Origin of the sequence: Streptomyces sp. NPDC051582 (genome assembly GCF_040681715.1) — a bacterium.
Taxonomy (GTDB): Bacteria; Actinomycetota; Actinomycetes; order Streptomycetales; family Streptomycetaceae; genus Streptomyces.
The window spans coordinates 19569-38281 of record NZ_JBFAZJ010000027.1 but is presented as its reverse complement, the minus strand read 5'-3'; the positions used below and the strand labels follow the sequence as shown (position 1 = coordinate 38281).

10 protein-coding genes are annotated in these 18713 nt (G+C 69.2%); 4 read left to right on the top strand and 6 right to left on the bottom strand.

The window, feature by feature from the left end:
- Positions 1–168 precede the first annotated feature (168 nt).
- Positions 169–1077, top strand: coding sequence for an NUDIX domain-containing protein (locus AB0M92_RS29360; protein WP_366105328.1), 909 nt, complete (start codon positions 169–171; stop codon positions 1075–1077).
- Between the two features lie 367 nt (positions 1078–1444).
- Here AB0M92_RS29360 and AB0M92_RS29355 read toward each other — a convergent pair whose 3' ends face one another.
- Entirely contained in the window at positions 1445–5869 is a 4425-nt protein-coding gene (locus tag AB0M92_RS29355; RefSeq protein WP_366105327.1) for an FG-GAP-like repeat-containing protein, read from the bottom strand.
- Between the two features lie 567 nt (positions 5870–6436).
- Between AB0M92_RS29355 and AB0M92_RS29350 the strand changes: the two genes are divergently transcribed.
- Both AB0M92_RS29350 and AB0M92_RS29345 read left to right on the top strand, forming a co-directional pair.
- Positions 6437–12532: an RHS repeat-associated core domain-containing protein gene (locus AB0M92_RS29350; protein WP_366105326.1), complete on the top strand. Its 6096-nt coding sequence runs from the start codon at positions 6437–6439 to the stop codon at positions 12530–12532.
- Positions 12533–12626: 94 nt separating this feature from the next.
- Entirely contained in the window at positions 12627–12938 is a 312-nt protein-coding gene (locus AB0M92_RS29345) for a hypothetical protein (protein ID WP_366105325.1), read from the top strand.
- 154 nt (positions 12939–13092) lie between these two features.
- Here the strand turns inward: AB0M92_RS29345 and AB0M92_RS29340 are convergent, their stop codons facing one another.
- Complete coding sequence (locus AB0M92_RS29340) at positions 13093–13797, bottom strand: TetR/AcrR family transcriptional regulator (RefSeq protein ID WP_366105324.1); 705 nt, start codon at positions 13795–13797, stop codon at positions 13093–13095.
- A gap of 118 nt (positions 13798–13915) precedes the next feature.
- Between AB0M92_RS29340 and AB0M92_RS29335 the strand changes: the two genes are divergently transcribed.
- A complete protein-coding gene (locus tag AB0M92_RS29335) occupies positions 13916–14833 on the top strand; it encodes an alpha/beta hydrolase (RefSeq protein WP_366105323.1) in 918 nt (305 codons plus the stop codon).
- 180 nt (positions 14834–15013) lie between these two features.
- On the opposite strand, the gene AB0M92_RS29330 is transcribed toward AB0M92_RS29335, so the two are convergent.
- From AB0M92_RS29330 to AB0M92_RS29315, 4 genes are all read right to left on the bottom strand, one after another.
- Entirely contained in the window at positions 15014–15679 is a 666-nt protein-coding gene (locus tag AB0M92_RS29330) for a response regulator transcription factor (RefSeq protein ID WP_366105322.1), read from the bottom strand.
- A complete protein-coding gene (locus AB0M92_RS29325; protein ID WP_366105395.1) occupies positions 15676–16782 on the bottom strand; it encodes a histidine kinase in 1107 nt (368 codons plus the stop codon). Before AB0M92_RS29325 ends, AB0M92_RS29330 begins: the two co-directional genes overlap by 4 nt.
- 107 nt (positions 16783–16889) lie before the next feature.
- The gene (locus tag AB0M92_RS29320; RefSeq protein ID WP_366105321.1) at positions 16890–17414 is read right to left on the bottom strand and encodes a hypothetical protein; all 525 of its coding nucleotides are present in this window, start codon (positions 17412–17414) and stop codon (positions 16890–16892) included.
- 165 nt (positions 17415–17579) lie between these two features.
- Positions 17580–18548 carry a hypothetical protein gene (locus AB0M92_RS29315; RefSeq protein ID WP_366105320.1) on the bottom strand — a complete coding sequence of 323 codons (969 nt, stop codon included), beginning with the start codon at positions 18546–18548 and terminating at the stop codon, positions 17580–17582.
- Positions 18549–18713 lie beyond the last annotated feature (165 nt).

Below are 18713 nucleotides of genomic sequence, written 5' to 3'. Positions count from 1 at the left end.
CCCTCCTCGCGGTACCGCTCATCGTCCCGGCCCGCTCGCCCTTGCCCGCTCTGCGCCAGATGCCCAACGCCCCGTACCGGCCCGCCCGGCGGCCGGCGGATTCCACGCACACGCTTGCGACCAACACGGGCAGACGACCCCACCAGACCCCACCCCTCAGGAGCTTGGATGAACCCCGCAACCGTGGAACCTCAGGGAACCGCAGCCCTGCTGGTCAACTCCCGCGGCCAGTACCTGCTTCACCTCCGAGATGCCAACAAGCCGCACATCTGCGACCCGGGCACCTGGTCGATCCCGGGCGGCAACCGGGAGGGGGACGAGTCCTCACGCGCCGCCGTCGCCCGGGAGCTGATGGAGGAGACCGGCCTGGAGGTGCCGTTGGAGCCGTTCACCGTGGTGAACGCCCACGGCCCGGACGGGAGCTCCGGCCAGATCCGCGTGTACCTGGGGCACTGGGACGGCGACGCCGATGCCCTGCCGTGTCCAGAGGGCATCATGTTCCGCTTCTTCGACGCGGAAAGGACCCAGTGGCTGACCATGTGCCCCTGGACGGCCGAAGTCATCGCCCTCCACGAACAGACCGCCGCCGTCGCCCCACCCCACTCCGCGGCGCCGTCGCGGCACCTCGGGGGCTCCCGTGCTCGACTGAACATCCTCGGTGTACACCTCTACCTGGAGCGGGAGGACGGCAGGATCCTTCTCGGTCTGCGCCACCCGGAGTCGGCCTTCGCGCCCCTGACCTGGCATTTCCTGGCAGGTCACTGCGAGCTGGAAGGCGCCCGCGCCTGCCTGGTCCGCGAGGCCGCGGAGGAGGCCGGCCTGACGCTCGCTCCGGAAGATCTTGAGCTGGTGCACACGGTGCACATGCGCGACGGGAACAGCGACCAGCCCCGTCTCGGACTCGTCTTCCGGGCCCGCACCTGGACCGGGATCCCGGAGGTACGGGAGACCGACCGCTGCCTGGAATGGGCGTGGTACGCCCCAGACCAGCTGCCCGAGCCCGTCGTGCCGTACACCCGCACCGCGATCGAGGCGATCGGGAAGGGCCGCCCGTACAGCGAGCTCGGCTGGCCGTAGCCACCCGGTGGAGGGGGCGCGACTTCGCGCAGCGCGCGCCGTGGTCTGGCCGCATGCCGGCTGGGCGCCATCATGCGGCGGGTCTTGCACTCACCGGGGATCACGCAGGGTGATCCGGCGAGGTGAGCGACCGCCCTCCTCCCGCTCGCCGTACGAACGGAGGACACAATCGCCCGCCGCCCCTTCATAGCCTGGCGGGAACACCGCGCGATCTGCCCGCCGCGCCCCGAGTGCCAGGGGCGCGAGGGATGCCGACCGGTCCTGACGGTCCCGGCGCGGAGCGCGGCACGTATGGCGCGGCGCGCCCGGGGCCACAACGCCCGCGTGGCCCCGGCGCTCTGGGGCGCCGGGGCCACACGGGCTCGGGTCAGCTGTGGGTGTTGAAGAAGTGGACGTCCTTGTTGGCCCAGGAGCCGGTTGGCCAGCCGGTTGCGGAGGACCAGCTGCCGACGGAGTCGTTGAAGTGTCCGTTGTCGGCGGTGTTGCCGGTGTTCTTGGCGGTCCAGGTGAACATGCGGGAGGTGCCGGTGCCGTAGCCGTACATGACGCCGATGTCGTCGCGTCCGTCGCCGCTGTAGTCGCCTGCGACCACTTGGGGCATGGAGCCGTACCAGTAGTTTCCGGCGGGTGTGGACCAGGCGGAGTAGGGAGCCTGGAAGGCTCCGGTGGTGGTGCCGAGGCTGATGAAGGTGTTCAGGCTGTCACTGCCGTTGCTGTAGTCGTACCAGGCGGCGATGTCGTCCTTGCCGTCGCCGTTGAAGTCGCCGGCTTGGATGTGGGCCTGGTTCCAGTTGCCCCAGGTGGTGCTGGTCCACGACGTGCCGGCGTAGGCGAAGCCGCCGGTGGGGCTGGTGAGGAAGGTGTGCATTTTGACGGTGTTCATGTCGCCGTAGCCGTAGAGGGCCGCCAGGTCGTCGCGTCCGTCGCCGTTGAAGTCACCGATGGCGAGTTTCGCCTGCTTCAGTTCCCAGTTCCCGGGCGTGGCCGTCCAGGAGGCGAAGGGTTCGTTGAAGCCGCCTTGGGGGTTGGCGGTGAAGGTGAACAGGGTGTCGTGGCCGTCGGTGTAGTCGTACCAGGCGGCCAGGTCGTCGCGGCCGTCGCCGTTGAAGTCCCCGGACTGCAGCGATACCTGACTGAACCACCAGCTGCCTGCCGCCCGGTACCAGGAGGGCACGGGCGCGTTGAAGCCGCCGCTCGCGTTGCCGAGCGCGGTGAACAGCCGCAGGCTGCCGTTGTCGTAGCCGTAGAGGATGGCGACGTCGCCGCGTCCGTCGCCGTTGTAGTCGCCGGTGGCGTACTTCATGTTCGTCGCCCAGGCGCTGCCCGCGGGTGCGACGTAACCCTTGTAGGGGGCCGGGAAGGTGCCGTCGGAGTTGGCTTGGAACGAGTACAGCTCGTAGCTGCCATCGGGGTGGCTGTAGAGGGCGGCCATGTCGCTGCGGCCGTCGCCGTTGTAGTCGTGCCGGACGTGGGTGCCGCTGGACCACAGCGACCCGCCCTTGACGTTGTACACGATCAGGTTGCCGCGGTCCTGCAGCAGGGCGTATCCGCCGGGTGCGTTGGTTTTCGATTCCCAGGCCTTGGTGCTGCCGTCGGCCTTGTAGACCACCAGGTTGCCGTCGGCTTGCATGACGGCCTTGGCGCCGGTGTTGCCTCCGGTGTTGGTGGACCAGACGAAGGTGCCGGGCAGGGAGGAGGCGTTGGTGATGACCAGGTTGCCGTCAGGCTGCATGGTCAGCTTCGCCGAGCGGGAGGTGAAGGTCTGGCCGGAGGTGAGCGTGGTGCCCGAGGGGATGCGCGATCCGCCGGTGATGCCGTCGATGGGGAAGTTGGTTCCGAAGCTGGTGAAGTCTGCGGCGGTCTTCTCGCCGGGCCAGCCGATCATGATGTTGTCGGTCTTGCGGGCCCACAGGTCGGGGATGCCGTCGCCGGTGACGTCACCGCTTGAGCCGATGGCGGGAAAGCCGGCCGCGGTGACACCGCCACCGACCTGCACACGGCTTGCGGTGTTGCCCCAGGTGGTGGGGTCGAGCTTGCCGTCGGAGCCTTGTTTGCCGTAGGTGCGGAAGATGTCGCCCGTGGCGTTGTTGCGCAGCCACAGGTCGGCGATGCCGTCCCCGTTGAGGTCGCCGGGTGCGACAACGGTGAAGAGGTTCCAGTCGTTGCCGCCGACGAGGACCGGGGCGCCGAACTTGTCCAGGGTCTTGCTGGCGCGGTCGCCGTAGTAGGCCCACAGCAGACTGCCCTGCTTGACCAGGATGTCGGGCGTGCCGTCTCCGTTGAGGTCTCCCGGGGCGATGATCTGGTCGGCGTCACGCCAGTGGTCGTCGCCGGTGGCGCATCCGTCGGGATTTTCGTCGTTGCCGGGTCCGGCGACGGGACAGGCGACGACGAGTTGTTGTTGGCCGCCGTCGGTGCCGGTGGTGGTGGCGGTGCCGGATCCGTTGTTGGGGTACACCCACAGTTTTTTGATGTTGTCTGCGGGGTCGTACTGGAGGGTCAGGAGGTCGTTGTAACCGTCCTGGCCCCAGTCGCCGCGGGAGACGGCCTGGGCGCCATCGAAGGACTGACCGCCGTTGGTGGCGGAGGAGAACTGTTTGTTGCCCTGGCCGGCGTAGGTGAGCAGGGTGCCGTTGGAGTCGACGTTCCAGATGTCGTTGTTGCCGTCGCCGTTGAGGTCTCCGGGGATGTCGCGGGCGGTGGAGCGGCCGGCGTAGTAGGTGTAGATGGCGGTGTCGGAGCGGTTGCCGGCCTTGTCGATGCTGAAGGCGTAGACGAAGTGCGGTCCGAAGCCGGGCGGGGTGACCTGCACGGTCGCGGTGGCCCCGGCGGTGACGTTGGTGTAGTTCACCTGGGGGTCGTAGTCGGTGTACCAGCCGTACTGGACGGCGTCGGTGACGCCGTTGGCGGCGAGGGTGAAGTCGGCTCTGGTGCGGGCCTTGCCGGTGCCGGCGGCGGGCCATCCGCTGTCACCGTTGGGGAAGGCGGTGGAGTTGATGACGGGGGGCTTGGCGGGTCGGGTGCGGTCGAGGGAGAACTTGCAGACCTCGGTCCAGGCGGAGTATTCGCCCTGGTTGTCCTTGGCGCGGACCTTCCAGGTGTAGTCGCCGGTGGGGGTGTTCGCCTCGGGCAGGGCCAGGGTGGCGACGCGGCCCTTCAGCGCCGGAACGGACTGGTCCACGACGGCCGCGGCGGTGCCGGTCTTGTACAGCTGGAACTGGGCGGTGAGGTTGCCGGCGTCCGGGTCGTCGATGGTGGCATGCACGGTGACCTGGGTGTTGCCGATCAGGCCGCCGGTGGCGCAGTCGGTCTTGGGATTCGTGCCCAGGCTGTAGGGGGTTTTGGGCGGGTGGTTGTACTTGGTTTCCAGCACGGCGGTCTTGGGGTCGAACTTCTTCCACGCGTAGGTGTCGTTCTCATCGGAGGCGTACATGCCCAGGGTGACGCTGGACCAGTTGTGGGTCGCGGCTTCCTTGACCTTGGTGGTGGCGTCGAACTCCAGGTTGCCTGCCGGGCAGGCGCTGTCGCTGCCGTTGCTGTCGCGCCAGCCCTTGGCGTCGTTGACGGTGGAGAGCTTGGCGATCTTGGCGGGCTGGTTGTTCCACGTGGTCTTCTTCGAGATGGGGCCGGTCTGCCACAGCTCGACGGGGCGGCTGCCACAGGACCAGGACCACACGTTCTTGATCCGGAACGTCGAGGAGATGACGCCGGCGCCCTTGATGTTGGCGGTGTCCATCTGGAAGAAGGAGCGGGACAGGCCGTTGGTGTCGTTCTCGTGCCCGACGCGGGCGACCTCGTTGGAGTTCCAGAACGCCGTGTTCGGGTAATTGCGGTACGCGCGTGACCAGTTCTGGCGGTTGCCCCACGCCCAGGACGGGTCGATGAACACCGGATACTGCGTGCCGGCTCCGGTCAGCAGGGCCTGGTCCGGGGTGATCGACAGGGTGTCGCCACTGACCGAGGCCGGCATCTGGGCGTCCTTGGCGCCCGGTGCGGGCTCGAACGCATCGCCCGGCGACGGCGGAGCGGCTTCCTGCGTTGCGGCTTTGGCGGCGAGGGCGCTCTTGGCTGCCCCGGGGGTGCTGACGGCGCTGGTGGAGTCCCACATCAGCGGCGCGGAGCTGGTGAACACGCTCTGCCCGGCGGGGTTGACCGCGGAGATGGCGCCGGTGCCCGCATCGGTGGAGACCGCCAGGCCCGAGGTGGCCATCTTGTAGTTCAGGGTGGCCAGTTGGGGGTTGGCGGCGGCCGCCGCGGTTTTGACGACCAACAGCTGGGAGAAGCCCTCGACCTCGGCCTTGAGCTGCATGTCGACGCCCGGCAGAACCTCGGCGTACGTGGCGATGTTCGCGGCCAGCGTCGGCTTGGGCAGCGCGGTGGGCCACGATAACGTCAGCGTGCGGCCGTCCTTGACGCCGGACAGCAGCGGTCCGGTGCCACCGCCGGAGAAGGTGACGGCCACCGTGGCGGCCTTGGGGACCACACTGCCGTCGGACGCGAACACCAGGGTGGGGTCGGTCTCCACCCACCCACCGGCCCGAAAGAGCCGGACGGGGGAGCCGTAGCGCTTGACGGAGAACGTCCCGTCCACGTTCGCCCACTCATCCGACAACTCCGTACGCGCCGAGACGACCTCGGCGGGCTGACCCGTGGACGCCGCCAGCGCCAGCGCCTGATCCTCCTCGGAGACCGAACCGTCATCGGCTGCCGTGGCCGCTTTGGCGGAGGCCGGCAGGACGGCAGCGGACACCGGGGTGGCGGCAGCGGAGACCGGCACCAGAAGGCCGGTCACCGCGACGCTCCCCGCCGCCGCCACCGCTATCGACCGCACCAAACTACGCCTGGACGGGCGGCTGCGCATTCTTGCGGACATCAACACATCCTTTGATTGTAGAAAATGCTGGACGAGACTCTATAGGGCATCGCATTGGAATAGATGCCTCCGCTTTTCCGTGACTGGACCGACTGTTCCGAGGCGCCCGAAGCGACACTCTTCGGTCACGGACGGTGGGCGTTATGGGAGAGTGCATGTCGATTTGAACTACCCCCTTACACCACGTTGACCTGCATAAACGCGCGGATGACCCATCGTTGACGCAATGATTCTCGATACGATGCATTCGTTGAAATATCCACATCCCACCACCCACGATTTTAATGTGTAGGGTGAAAGTAACTATGTTCACGGATTGTCGCACCCTGCTACTGTTCCCCAGCTAATTGCCGGATGGGCGAGGGGTGGGGCGTGATCAGATTCGGTCTGCGCGGTTTAGCGGTGTCACTGACACTCGCCGTGGTGATGGGGGTGGTCCCGGCAGCGGCGGTGGCCGCCGCTCCGAGAGGGCCGTCCCTACCGGGGATGCAGCAGCCGAAGGCGGTGCCGGTGACGCCGGTCGCCGCCGGGGGCGCCAAGCACAAGGACGACGCTGCCGCGCACGCCTGGAAGGGCGCCCCGAAGGTGAAGTGGCCCGCGGCGGGTTCGGCCGAGGTGGACCTGGCTGCCCCGCCCTCGCCGGTCCTGGGAAAGCGTGGCAGCCCGCTGCTGGCGGCGTTGGCTCCGCAGCGGGCGGGGTCCTTGCCCGTAACGCTGCTGCCCGGTCCTGCATCGGCGCGCACAGCCACCGCCGGGGAACCGGCGGGATTCCGGGTGACGGTTGCCGGTCATGCGCAGGCGGACAAGGCCGGCGTGGACGGGCTGTTGCTGTCGGTCTCCCGGAGCAGCGGCGCTTCCGCGCCCGGTCCGGTTCAGGTGCAGGTCGACTACTCCGCCTTCCGCGGCGCCTACGGCGGTGACTGGGCGGCGCGTCTGCAACTGGTCCAGTTGCCCGCCTGCGCCCTGACCACTCCGGGCAAAGCCGAGTGCCGGGTCGCCCGTCCGCTCGTGACGACCAACAACACCAAGTCCGGGACGGTGACCGCCCAGGTCACGACCGCCCCGAACACGGAGCCGAACGCGCCGCCGAACACGGCGCGTTCGACTGCGGTCGCGTCGCAGGCCACGGTGCTGGCCGTCACCTCCAGCGCCTCGGGCGGCTCCGGCACTTACAAGGCCACGCCTCTGCAACCGTCGGGGTCATGGACGGGGGGCGGCTCGTCAGGGGCGTTCACCTGGTCGTATCCCCTGACGGTTCCTGCGGTGCCGGGTGGACTACAGCCGTCGGTGTCGCTGGGCTACAACTCGCAGAGCGTGGACGGCAAGACCGCCGCGTCCAACAACCAGCCGGGCTGGCTGGGCGACGGCTGGTCCTATGAACCGGGCTTCATCGAGCGCCGCTACAAGGCCTGCGACGACGACAAGACCGGCGGCACGAACACGGCCAAAGTCGGCGACCAGTGCTGGTTCAACGACAACGCCACCCTCTCGCTGGGCGGCAAGAGCACCGAGCTGGTGCACGACGCGGCCACGGGCTGGCACGCGGCCGACGACTCCGGCGAGAAGATCGAGAAGCTCACCGGCGCGGTCAACGGGGACGATGACGGCGAGCACTGGAAGGTCACCACGACCGATGGCACCCAGTACTTCTTCGGCCTCAACCGCTTGCCCGGCTGGAAGGACGGCACCACCCCGGTGACGAACTCCGCCTGGACGGTTCCGGTGTTCGGCAACCAGGCGGGCGAGCCGTGCTACAACGCCTCCTTCGCCGCCGCCTGGTGCCAGCAGGCCTGGCGCTGGCAACTGGACTACGTCGTGGATCCGCACGCCAACGCCATGGCGTACTACTGGAAGACCGAGTCCAACAACTACGCCCGGAACTTCTCGGAGATCACCGGCAAGGGCACCGCCACGCCCTACGTCCGCGGCGGCTACCTCGACCACATCGATTACGGCCTGCGCACCACCAGCGTCTACGCGGCCAAGGCCATGGGCCAGGTCGCCTTCGGCGTGGACGAACGCTGCCTCACCTCGTGCGGCACCTTCGATGCCACCAATGCCAAGAACTGGCCCGACACGCCCTTCGATCAGTACTGCAAGGACGGCGCGGAGTGCACGGGCCAGTCGTCGCCCACTTTCTGGACCCGTAAGCGGCTGACCACCATCACCACCAGGATCCTGACAGCGGGTGCCGGCAAGGACGTGGACTCCTGGTCCCTCGCGCAGGACTTCCCCGCCTCCGGTGACGGCATCTCCACCCCGCTGTGGCTCAAGTCCATCACCCGCACCGGCAAGGACGGCGGCACTGTCACGCTCCCGCCGGTGACCTTCGCAGGCGAACAGCTGGCCAACCGCGTCGACAAACTGGGCGATGGCCTGGCGCCGTTCGTCCGGCTGCGCGTGTACCAGATCACCACCGAGACCGGGGCCACCGTCGGGGTCACCTACTCCGAGCCCGGCTGCACCGCCACCAGCCTCCCCTCCGCGGACGCGTCGAACACCACCTCCTGCTACCCCGTGAAGTGGGCCTTCGAAGGGACCACCGCGCAGGTGGACTGGTTCAACGCCTATACCGCCCAGCAGGTGGTGGAGGGGGACAACATCGCGCTCTCCCCCGACAAAGTGACCTCATACAAGTATCTGGGCGGCGCCGCGTGGGCGAAGTCCACCGACGAGTTCACCAAGGACACCGACCGCACCTACTCCGTGTCGCGGGGATACGGACTGGTGCAAACCCGCACCGGATCCGGCACCGACCCGCGCACGTTGACCGAGACGCGGTACTTCCGCGGCATCGACGGCGCGGCGGTCGCGGACTCCGCAGGCACCGCGGTCACCGACCGGGAGCAGTTCACGGGCATGGTCCGCGAGACTGCCACGTACAACGGGGACGACACCGGCAAGCTCGTCTCCGCGACGTCCTCCACCCCCTGGCGCTCGGCCGCAACCGCCACCCGCGCGCGCACCGGCCTGCCGGACCTGGTCGCCCACCAGACGGGCACCTCCGACGAGCAGACCCGTACCACCGTCAGTGGCGGCACCCGCGCCACTGCCCTGCACCGGGAGTTCGACGCCTACGGCATGACCAGTTCTCTTTCCGAGACCGGCGACACCGCCAAGACCGGCGACGAGAAATGCACCACCACCAGCTACGCCCGCAACACCGGCCTGTGGCTGCTCAACAAGGTCTCCCGGACCGAGACCGTTGCGGTGCCCTGCGGCACCCCTCCTTCCCGGCCCAAGGACGTCATCAGCGACACCCGCACCTCATACGACAACGGCGCCTTCGGCGCCGCACCGTCCAAGGGTGATGTCACGCGCACCGAGAAGATCAACGGCAAGGGCGACGGCTACGACACCGTCTCCACCGTTCCCGCCACCAGCACCTGCGGGGTGGCCAAGAACCTTCCCTGCTACGACGTTTACGGCAGAGCCCTGGCCGCGGCGGATGCCTACGGGAAGATCACCAGCACGGATTTCGTCCCGGCCACCGGCGAGGCACCGACTCGGCTCACCGTCATCAACCCCCTGGGGCACAAGGCCACGACCGCGCTGGACCCGTTGCGCGGCCTGCCCACGACAGAGACCGACGCCAACGGCCGCGTGACCACCACCCAATACGACGCGCTGGGCCGCACCGTGAAGATCTGGACGCCGGCACGTTCCGCCGCCACGTACCCCGACACCCCCAGCCGCACCTTCGACTACCAGGTGCGCAATGACGGCCCGATCGTGGTGACGTCCGCCGTACTGAACTACAGGAACTCCTATCAGACGTCCTACGCGTTCTACGACGGCTTGCTACGGGCCCGCCAGACCCAGGCGCCCTCTCCTGACGACGCCGGCCGGCTCGTGACCGAGACGTTCTACGACACCCGCGGACAGGCCTGGCGCAACTCGGGCACCTACTACGCGGACGGTAAGGCCGAGCCGGTACTGGTCACCGGCCAGCAGACCGCGTACCCCGCCTCCACCGACACGTTGTTCGACGGCGCGGGCCGCACCACCGACGTCATCGCGAAGAAGTTCGGCGACGAAACCAAACGGACCACCACCAGCTACACCGGTGACACCACCACCGTCATCCCGCCGACCGGCGGCACGGCGAAGACCACCGTCACCGACGCCCTGGGCCGCACCACGCAGCTGAAGGAGTACACCGACTCCGCCCGCACCACCTCACAGTCCACGGCATACACGTACAACGACCACGCCCAGCTCACACAGGTCAAGGACCCCTCAGGGGCTCAGTGGGCCTACGGCTACGACGTGGCCGGACGCCAGATCCGCTCCGATGACCCGGACAAGGGCACCTCCACCACCGCCTACGACGCCGGCGGTCGCGCCACGGACGTGACCGACTCCCGCGGCATCACCCTCCACACCGACTACGACGACCTGGGTCGGAAAACCGCTCTCAAGCAGGGGGCGACCACTCTGTCAGGGTGGACCTACGACACCGCCACCGGCGGTCTGGGGCAGCCCGCCACCTCCACCCGCTACGTCAACGGCGAGGCGTACACCAGCGCGGTCACCTACTACACCGCCCTGTACAAGCAGGGCATCAGCCAGGTCACGATCCCGGATGGCGCAGGCGCTCTGGCGGGCACGTACAAGTGGACGACCGGCTACTACCCCACGGGAGAGGTCAAGTCCGTCTCCCAGCCGGCCCTGGGAGACCTGCCGGAAGAGAACCTCACCCCCCTGTACACCAACAACTCGGCGCTGCCCGTCAGCTTGTCCGCGGGTACCGACCCGATCGTCTCCGACACCTCCTACGACCACTACGGCCGCACCTTCCGCGAGGTGTACGGCGCATTCGGCAAGAAGGCCTACGCGAGCTACAAGTACGACGAACACACCAACGCCCTCACCGAGCAGTTCGCCGATCAGGACGCCGGTGCGACCCTGCGCCGCCTCGACGACACCAAGTACGTCTACGACGACGCCGGCAACGTGACCTCCATGTCCACCACCACCGGCCAGGACGCCGCCGCGGTCACCGACACCCAGTGCTTCGTCACGGACGCGCTGCGCCGTATCACCGAGGCCTGGACCGCCACTGACCAGTGCGCCGTCACCCCGACCACGGGCGCTGCGGCCACCGTCGGAGGGCCGGACGCCTACTGGACGTCCTACGGTTACGACCCGGTCGGCAACCGCACCACCGAAACCCAGCACCAGACCGCCGGCGACACCATCCGCAGGTACCAGGCCGCTCCGCCCGGCACGCACTACCTGCCCGGCGTCACCGTCAACGGCACCAGTGCCGACAGCTACACCTACGACGCCGCCGGCAACACCAAGACCCGCAAGGTCGGCACCGCGGCCCAGCAGGACCTGACCTGGGACCCCGAAGGCCACCTGGCCAAGCTCACCCAGGGCCCCGCGGTCACCGACTACACCTACGACGCCGGCGGTCAGCGGCTGCTCCGCAAGGACTCCACCGGCACCACCCTCTACCTGCCCAGCGGCAACGAACTCCTCCTCAAGCCCGACGGAGCCACCAAGACCGCCACCCGCTACTACACCTACGGCGGCAAGACGGTCGCCATGCGCACCGCCCACGGAATCGCCTTCCTCATGGGCGACGCACACGGAACGGCCACCACCCAGATCGACGCCGCCACCCAGGTGGCGACCCGCCGCAAGACCGGCGTCTTCGGTGGTGAACGAGGCACCGCAGCCACCGGTTGGGACGGCGACAAGGGCTTCGTCGGCGGCACCAAGGACGACACCGGCCTCACCCACCTGGGCGCCCGTGAGTACGATCCGGCCATCGGCCGCTTCATCAGCGTCGACCCGCTGATGGACACGTCGGACCCCCAGCAGCTGGACGGCTACAGCTACGGCAACAACAATCCCGCCACGATGATCGACCCCGACGGCCTGCGGCCGATCATCACCGACGGCAACGACTCGGCGTATCTGCGAGAGCACAACGCGCAATGGCTGTACGACTCCAAGAAGGGCTGGGGTTACGCGGAGACCCAACAGTACGGCCGCGCGGAAAACGGTCTCAGCAAAACCACGGTCTACGGCTGGGGCGACTCAAGTCAGTACACCTACTACTCGGCCACGGCCGAGCGACCCAAGGCCTGGGCCTCTGATGAGGCATACAGGCCGAAACCCAAGCCCCAGCCGTGGTACAAGAAAGCACTGAACACGGTTACCGACAAAGACTGGTGGCGCCACGAGGGCGTAAACATCGTGATCGGTGCCGTTGCAGCCACTGCCACCGGGGCCTGCATCGCCAGTGTGTACTGCGGAGCGGCCGTGTTTATCGTTGGTGCGGCGGTCCTGTTCACTGCGGGGCTCGGAGCACACTTGGCTGTGGGCACCGATGAAGAACGCAGGGAGGGCGCTGCGCAATTCGTGCTGCCGACAGCCAAGGCCGAAGGGCAAGGAATCATAGCCGGAGCACTGTGGGGTAGGGGCCCTGCCGGAGCCATCGCCCTCGGAGCAAACACCAGGATGGCTGTATGGGCTTCGAGGTGGGGGGGCTCCCCGCCCCTCCTCTACGGTGTTGAGAAAAGCGAATGGATCTCCACCACAGTGAGCTATGTAAAGAGCCTATGGTAGTCAGATCAGGCTGACAGGTGTCACGAAGGGGGCAGGTGCGAAAAGACCATGCCCCCTTCGTGCCGGGTTTCATGGGCGTCCTTTGGGGGGAGTCATGACGGATCGGGCGCGATGCGCCACCCAGGATCACATCATCATCGAATATCTTGTCAAAAGTGGGGTGGTGGAATATTCGGCAGGACTTAAGAACGTCTTGCGAGACTGCTGGTTCGGAATAGCCGTCTGGGCAATCATGGCGATCGGATTGTCCGTACTTGTCGAGCCGCTCTATGGGGTGCTGCTGATCGGCGGCTTGGCAATTATTTCGATCTCCGTCTTTCTGGTCCGGCTCGGCTTCGGGCATTCGGCAAAGTGTGCATCGCTCAATGCAGTGGCTGCGCCGTTCAGGATTCCAGAATTCTTCTGATGGATTGAGTTCCGAGGGCGTTCGCCACCGCGGAGGGCGGCCGGGTAGCCGCCTCTCCGGAGCTGCACGGCGCCGGCCGAGGCGTTTGCCGGCCCCCGGGCCCGCCGATCCCACAAGTGGCCGCCTCAGAGCCGCGCTGGGAGGTAGGACAGGCTCAGGAGCCGGTCCCCTGCGTGATGAGGCCGGTGAGTGCCCGCCGCATGATCCGCTCGAACCGCGGCTGTTCGTCCGCCGCCGGGTCCGCTTCCGACCGCTCGGCCATGGCCGCAGCGACGTGCGGGTGCCCGCCCCGGGCCGCCGTCTCGCCGATGTACGCGGCCTGCGCCCCCTGGCGGCCGGTGAGTGCGCGGTCGGTCCGCAGCTCGGCTCGGGAGAACTGCTCGGTCAGGGCGTTCAGCAGGGCGACGATCTCCATGCCGGTCCGGCCGGGCAGCCCGGCGGGGGCGAGCGCCTGGAGCGCGTACTCCAGGAAGTCCATCCCGTTCGGACCGATCCGGAGTGGCTCCGGGGGTACGTCGACGAGCCACGGGTGCCGCAGCCGCGTGCCCTTCGCCCGGACCGCGAGGGCGACCAGGTCCTCGACCGGGTCACCGGTGAGCGGGACGTCCAGGTCGATCTCGCCCGCGACCGCGTCCGTCATCAGGTCGAGGAGGTCGTCGCGGGATCCGAGGTAGCGGTACAGCGACGCCTGGCCGGTGTCCAGCTCCGCACCGACCTGGCGCATGGACACGGCCGCGAGGCCGCCCCGGTCCGCCAGCCGGACGGCGACCTCGGCCAACTCCGCGCGGGTGTGCACGGCGGCGGGCCCGCGTGCGCCGCGCTCCGGCCGGGTCCAGACGATTACGGGCTCCTGGGCCACTCGTGCACCTGCTCTCATCCGCTGTCGTGCCGCTTTCGTGCCGCTTTCGTGCCGCTGCCTGCGAGCGTCTCCTATACTAAAACTGCGAACATCGATCGCAGTTTATTGGGAGGTCGCCATGTCCGAATCCGCCGCGCCCCCGTGGACCCCGGTCCGCTTCGCCGAGAACGGGCCGGTCAAGCTCGCGTACGACCGGCACACCGAGGGGGCGGACGGGGAGCCGCTGCTGCTGATGACCGGTCTCGGCGTCAACCGGCTCCGGATCCCGGACGGCCTGTGCCACTTGCTCGCCGGGGCGGGCTTCGCCGTCGCCCGCTACGACCAGCGCGACGGCGGCGAGTCGACCCACCTGCCGCCCGTTGCCACCCGGAGCCCCATCTCGGCGCTGTTCCGCAAGCGCGGCGAGGCCTACACGGCCGAGGACACGGCGGACGACGCGATCGCCGTCATGGACGCGCTGGGCTGGGAATCCGCGCACCTGCTGGGCGTCTCTCTCGGCGGCGCCATCGCCCAACGCGTGGCCCTGCGGCACCCGGACCGGGTGCGGACCGTGACGACCATGTCCGCGGTTCCCGGCGATGTCGCGGGGCTGAAGACCATCCGCTTCATCCGGATCGGAACCCTCGCGAAGTTCGCCAAGCTGAAGTTCCCCGATACCCGGGAGGGCGCGATCGCCGCCAGTGTCGAGGTCTCCCGGCTACTCGCCTCGCCGGCCCGCCCCTTCGACGAGCACGCGGCAAGGAAGGCCGCCGAGCGCACCGCCGACGCGGGCGTGCACGATCAGCAGGCGCAGAGCCGCCAGATCGGCGCCCAGTGGCACAGCGGGCCGATCAGCGGGATCCAGCGGCCGACACTGGTCCTGCACGGCGCGGACGACCCCCTGATCAAGCCGGCGGCCGCGACGGCGATCGCGTCCCGGATCCCGAACGCCCGCAAGCTGCTGCTACCGGAGGTCGGTCACGAACTGCCCGAACCGGTCTGGCACACCATCGCTAGCGAGATCCGCGCACTGGCCGACGTGGCGGCGCGCAGCTAGGGGGTGTCCGCGAAGTGGCGGCGTCCGCCCGCAGGACAGGCGGGACTTCGCGGACACCCCCTGGGACCGTGCCACCGAGGCGTTCGTACTCAAACCGTGTCCCATGTGGTGCTCAAGGGTACGAAGCCGCCGGCGTTCGACCGCTGCACCGCTTTTCTCCGCGACGGGACGGGTGACGGGTCAGGCCAGGCCCGAGCTGATCGCGCGGCGGACGGCGTCCGCGCGGTCACGGATCCCGGCCTTGGAGAACAGGTTGTTGATGTGGGTCTTGACCGTGGCCTCGCTGATGAAGAGCCGCTCGGCGATGCCCCGGTTGGGCAGGCCCTCGCCGATCAGCGCGAGGACCTCGCGTTCGCGGGGGGTGAGGTCCTCGGGCAGGGGTCCGTCGGGCGAGGGCTCCTTGGTCCTGGCGGTGGCGAGGAGGCGGTCCTGGACCTCGCGGTCGAGTACGGACTGACCGGCGGCCGCGGCCCGGATCGCGCGGGTGATGTCCCGGCGTCCGGCGTTCTTGGTCAGGTAGCCGCGGGCTCCCGCGCCCAGCGCGCCGAGAATCGAGTCGTCGTCGGCGAAGGTGGTCAGGACGACCACCGCGACCTCCGGGTGCTCCCCGGTCAGCCGGCGGGTCGCCTCGATGCCGTCCATGACGGGCATCCTCAAGTCCATCAGCACCACGTCCACCGGGCCGGCGGCGACGGCCGCCAGCACCTCGGCGCCGTTCGCCGCGGCCGCGACGACCTCGATGCCCTCGGCCAGGGCGAGGACCGCGGCGAGGGGCTCGCGGACGGCGGCCTGGTCGTCGGCGACGACCACCTTCAACTGCTGCTCCTGCGCCGCGTCTCCGGTCATTGCGGGATCACTGCCTCCACTTGCCAGTCGCCTTGGTGCGGACCCTCGGTGACCAGGCCCGCCGTGAGCGTCCCCCTCAGGATGGCGACGCGTTCACGCATGCCTATCAGTCCCATCCCACTGCCCTCGCCCGGCACCGCCGGGCGGGTGGCGGGACGGTTGCGGACTATCAGCGCGGTCGATGCCGGGGCGAACGCCAGCTCGACCGAGACGGCTCCCCCGGGCGCGTGCCGGGCCGCGTTGGTCAGGGCTTCCTGGGCGATCCGCAGCAGGCTCCGGACCACCTCGGCGGCCACCTCGCGCACGGCCCCGGTGACGGTGAGTGCGTCCCGGTGTCCCGAGGACGCGAGCATCGAGGCGAGGGTCTCCCGCAGTGGCAGCGCGTCCTCCCGCAGGGCGTGCACGGTCCACTGCGCCTGCTTCAGACTCTCCTTGACGAGGCCGTGGGCCTTGGCGTGGGCCTCTCGGACCTTCTCCAGGTCCCCCGTGTCGATCAGCGCGTCCGCCAGCTCCAACTGCATGTTGATCCCGGCGAGGGAGTGCGCCAGGACGTCGTGCACGTCCCGGGCGATCCGGCCCCGTTCGGTCAGCGCGGCGGTGCGCGCCTCGGCGCGGGCGGCGCGTTCGGCCGACTCGGCGGCGTCGATCGCCGCCCGTACGGCCTGCCGCTGACTGCGGTTGACGATGCCGATCAGGACCGGGGCGCCGGTGGTGAGGCCGAACACCCACGGCAGCACCTCGTGCCCCGGTCCCAGGCACAGGTACAGCACGGCACCGCAGAGCAGGCTGCAGAACCCGGCCAAGACGAGGGCCCGCCGGGTGTCCAGCCGGTATCCGATGTGGCCGGCGAGGATGAAGGCGAAGAGGTAGCCCGTTCCGCTGCTGCTCAGGCCGATCAAGGCGGCCGCCGCGCCGACCCCGAGCGTGAGCCAGACCATGGCGACGCGTGGCGGGACCTTGTGCTCGGGCAGCCGACGGGCCAGCAGTGCGGCGGAGTTGACCACGACCAGGACGGCCACGGCCAGGCCCCGGCCGCTCAGCCCCATGGGCCGGATCGTCAGGACTCCCACGAAGATGACCGCGAGGGAGACCACCCATTGCACGCCCGGGTCGTGCCCCGGTACGGGACGCGTGCCCGCACCCCGGGCGGTGTCGTCGCCGGGGTGCGGATCCCTGTGGTCTGCGGGCACAGGCCGAAGATACGGCACGGTCAGACCGTGGTGCCGAGCACGGTCCGGGTCGGGGCCGTCCGCACCGCCCGGCTGCGTACGTAGATCGTGGCCACCCGGGTCACGACCTCGGTGATTGCCATGAGGACGAAGGCCGTGACCCACGCCTGCCCGCTGGTGATGTGGTGCGCGAGGCTGAAGCGGGCGACGTCGTCGGCGCCGCCGCCGTGTTCCACCCAGGTCTGGAAGCCCATCCGGGCCCCCATGCCCGCGATCCAGAGGACCGCCGACACGACGCCCGCCTTGATCAGGAGATCTCCGTCGAGGGTGCGGATGCGGGTGTAGATCCCGCCGGCGATGCCCAGCGCGGCGCCCACCAACGTCAGGGCCCCGATCAGGACGAGGTCGTTGCCGGCGGTCGGGACGGAGTCGAGGTACGAGTACCCCACGAAGGCCACGATCGCCAACGGGAGCAGGAAGGTCTTGTGGTCGAGACGGCCCTCCCGCAGCTGCCGGAAGACGATCAGGACGAGGGCGATGTCGGTGACCCACTCGGTTGTTGTCATGTCCTCCAGACTGCTGCGGCGCCGCTCTCCGCGCCTGGACCCGAGGGTGGAGAAGGGGGTGGAGATCCGGCACGGGCGTCCCCGTGGCCGCCAGATCGGCGCCATCGCCGTAACGAGATGCGAGAACCCGCTCACGGCGCCTGATGCCCCGGCCCCGTCGCTCCTTCACTGGATGTTCAGGCGCATCGGGTGGTCCGGGTCCTCGGGACAGCTGAAGACCCGGAGTTCTCCGTACCGTCCCACGTTGAGTCCCGGGTCCCCGCCACTGTCCAGCGTGAGCAGCAGCCGCATCCGGGCCCCGCACCGGCAGTCCAGCGGCGTGAAGTCGGTGAGGTGCCAGCTGGGCCAGCCGCCGGCCTTCCAGCCGGGCAGGCAGCCGAGCACCCGGTTGTAGTCGGTCCCACGCCCCGCGGCCCACTGCTCGACGGACTCGTACAGCTCCTCGGGCAGTTCGTCCTGCTCCGGCAGGTCCAGCGCCTCGACGGGTTCGAGGCGGCACGGCGCGGGCAGGTACACCTCCTTGGCTCCTCCCGGTACGGGCGGTCCCGCGGCCGTGGTGCCGGTCTCCGCCGAGGCCCGGTGGCGCAGCTCCACCACGGGGCCCCAGTACCGGGGCTGTCCCTCAGGTTCGGCGTGGTCCTGCGGGCACCACAGGAGCTGGAGCAGATCGGTCCCGGGCGGCCGGCGCAGGGCGGGCGCGTCCCGGGCGTGGAGCTGGAGCACGGGGACCATGGGCAGCCCGTCCCCGGGCACCGGCCGCGGCACCAGCCGGACCCGTTCCCAGGCGATCAGGTCCAGCGATCCGCCGTCCATGATCCGGGACTGGGTCGCGGCCTCTTCGGCAGTCAGTACGTGCGCGCCATCGTGCCGGCGGCGTTGTCTGCGGTTTCGCGCGATGCCTTGCCACGCCTCCCGCTCGGCGTCGGTCAGCTTCTCCCGCACATACACCAGGTGCGGCTGCCGACACCGCGGCCAGGGCTCGTCCACGGGCCACAACGGAGGCCCGCCGACCGAGCTCTCGTACGGACCGGGGCTCCCGGCGGAGGGCCTGAGGAGGGTCGCGGTGCGCGCGTACGGCGCCAAAGCGGGCAATGCGTGCAGTAGTTCGACTGCGGTGACGGTCGGTCCGGTCATCCGAGCAGGCTAGGGGGTGTCCGCAGGGACGGCGGGTCCGTGCCGCCGTGAAACGGCCTGGTCCTCCAGCCGAAGCACCGTGGTTCCGGCAATCGTGAGGGTCTGCACAACAACGCGGCGGGCGCAGTCGTCTCGGGGCCCGATGGGTCTTCTTGAGCGCTGGAG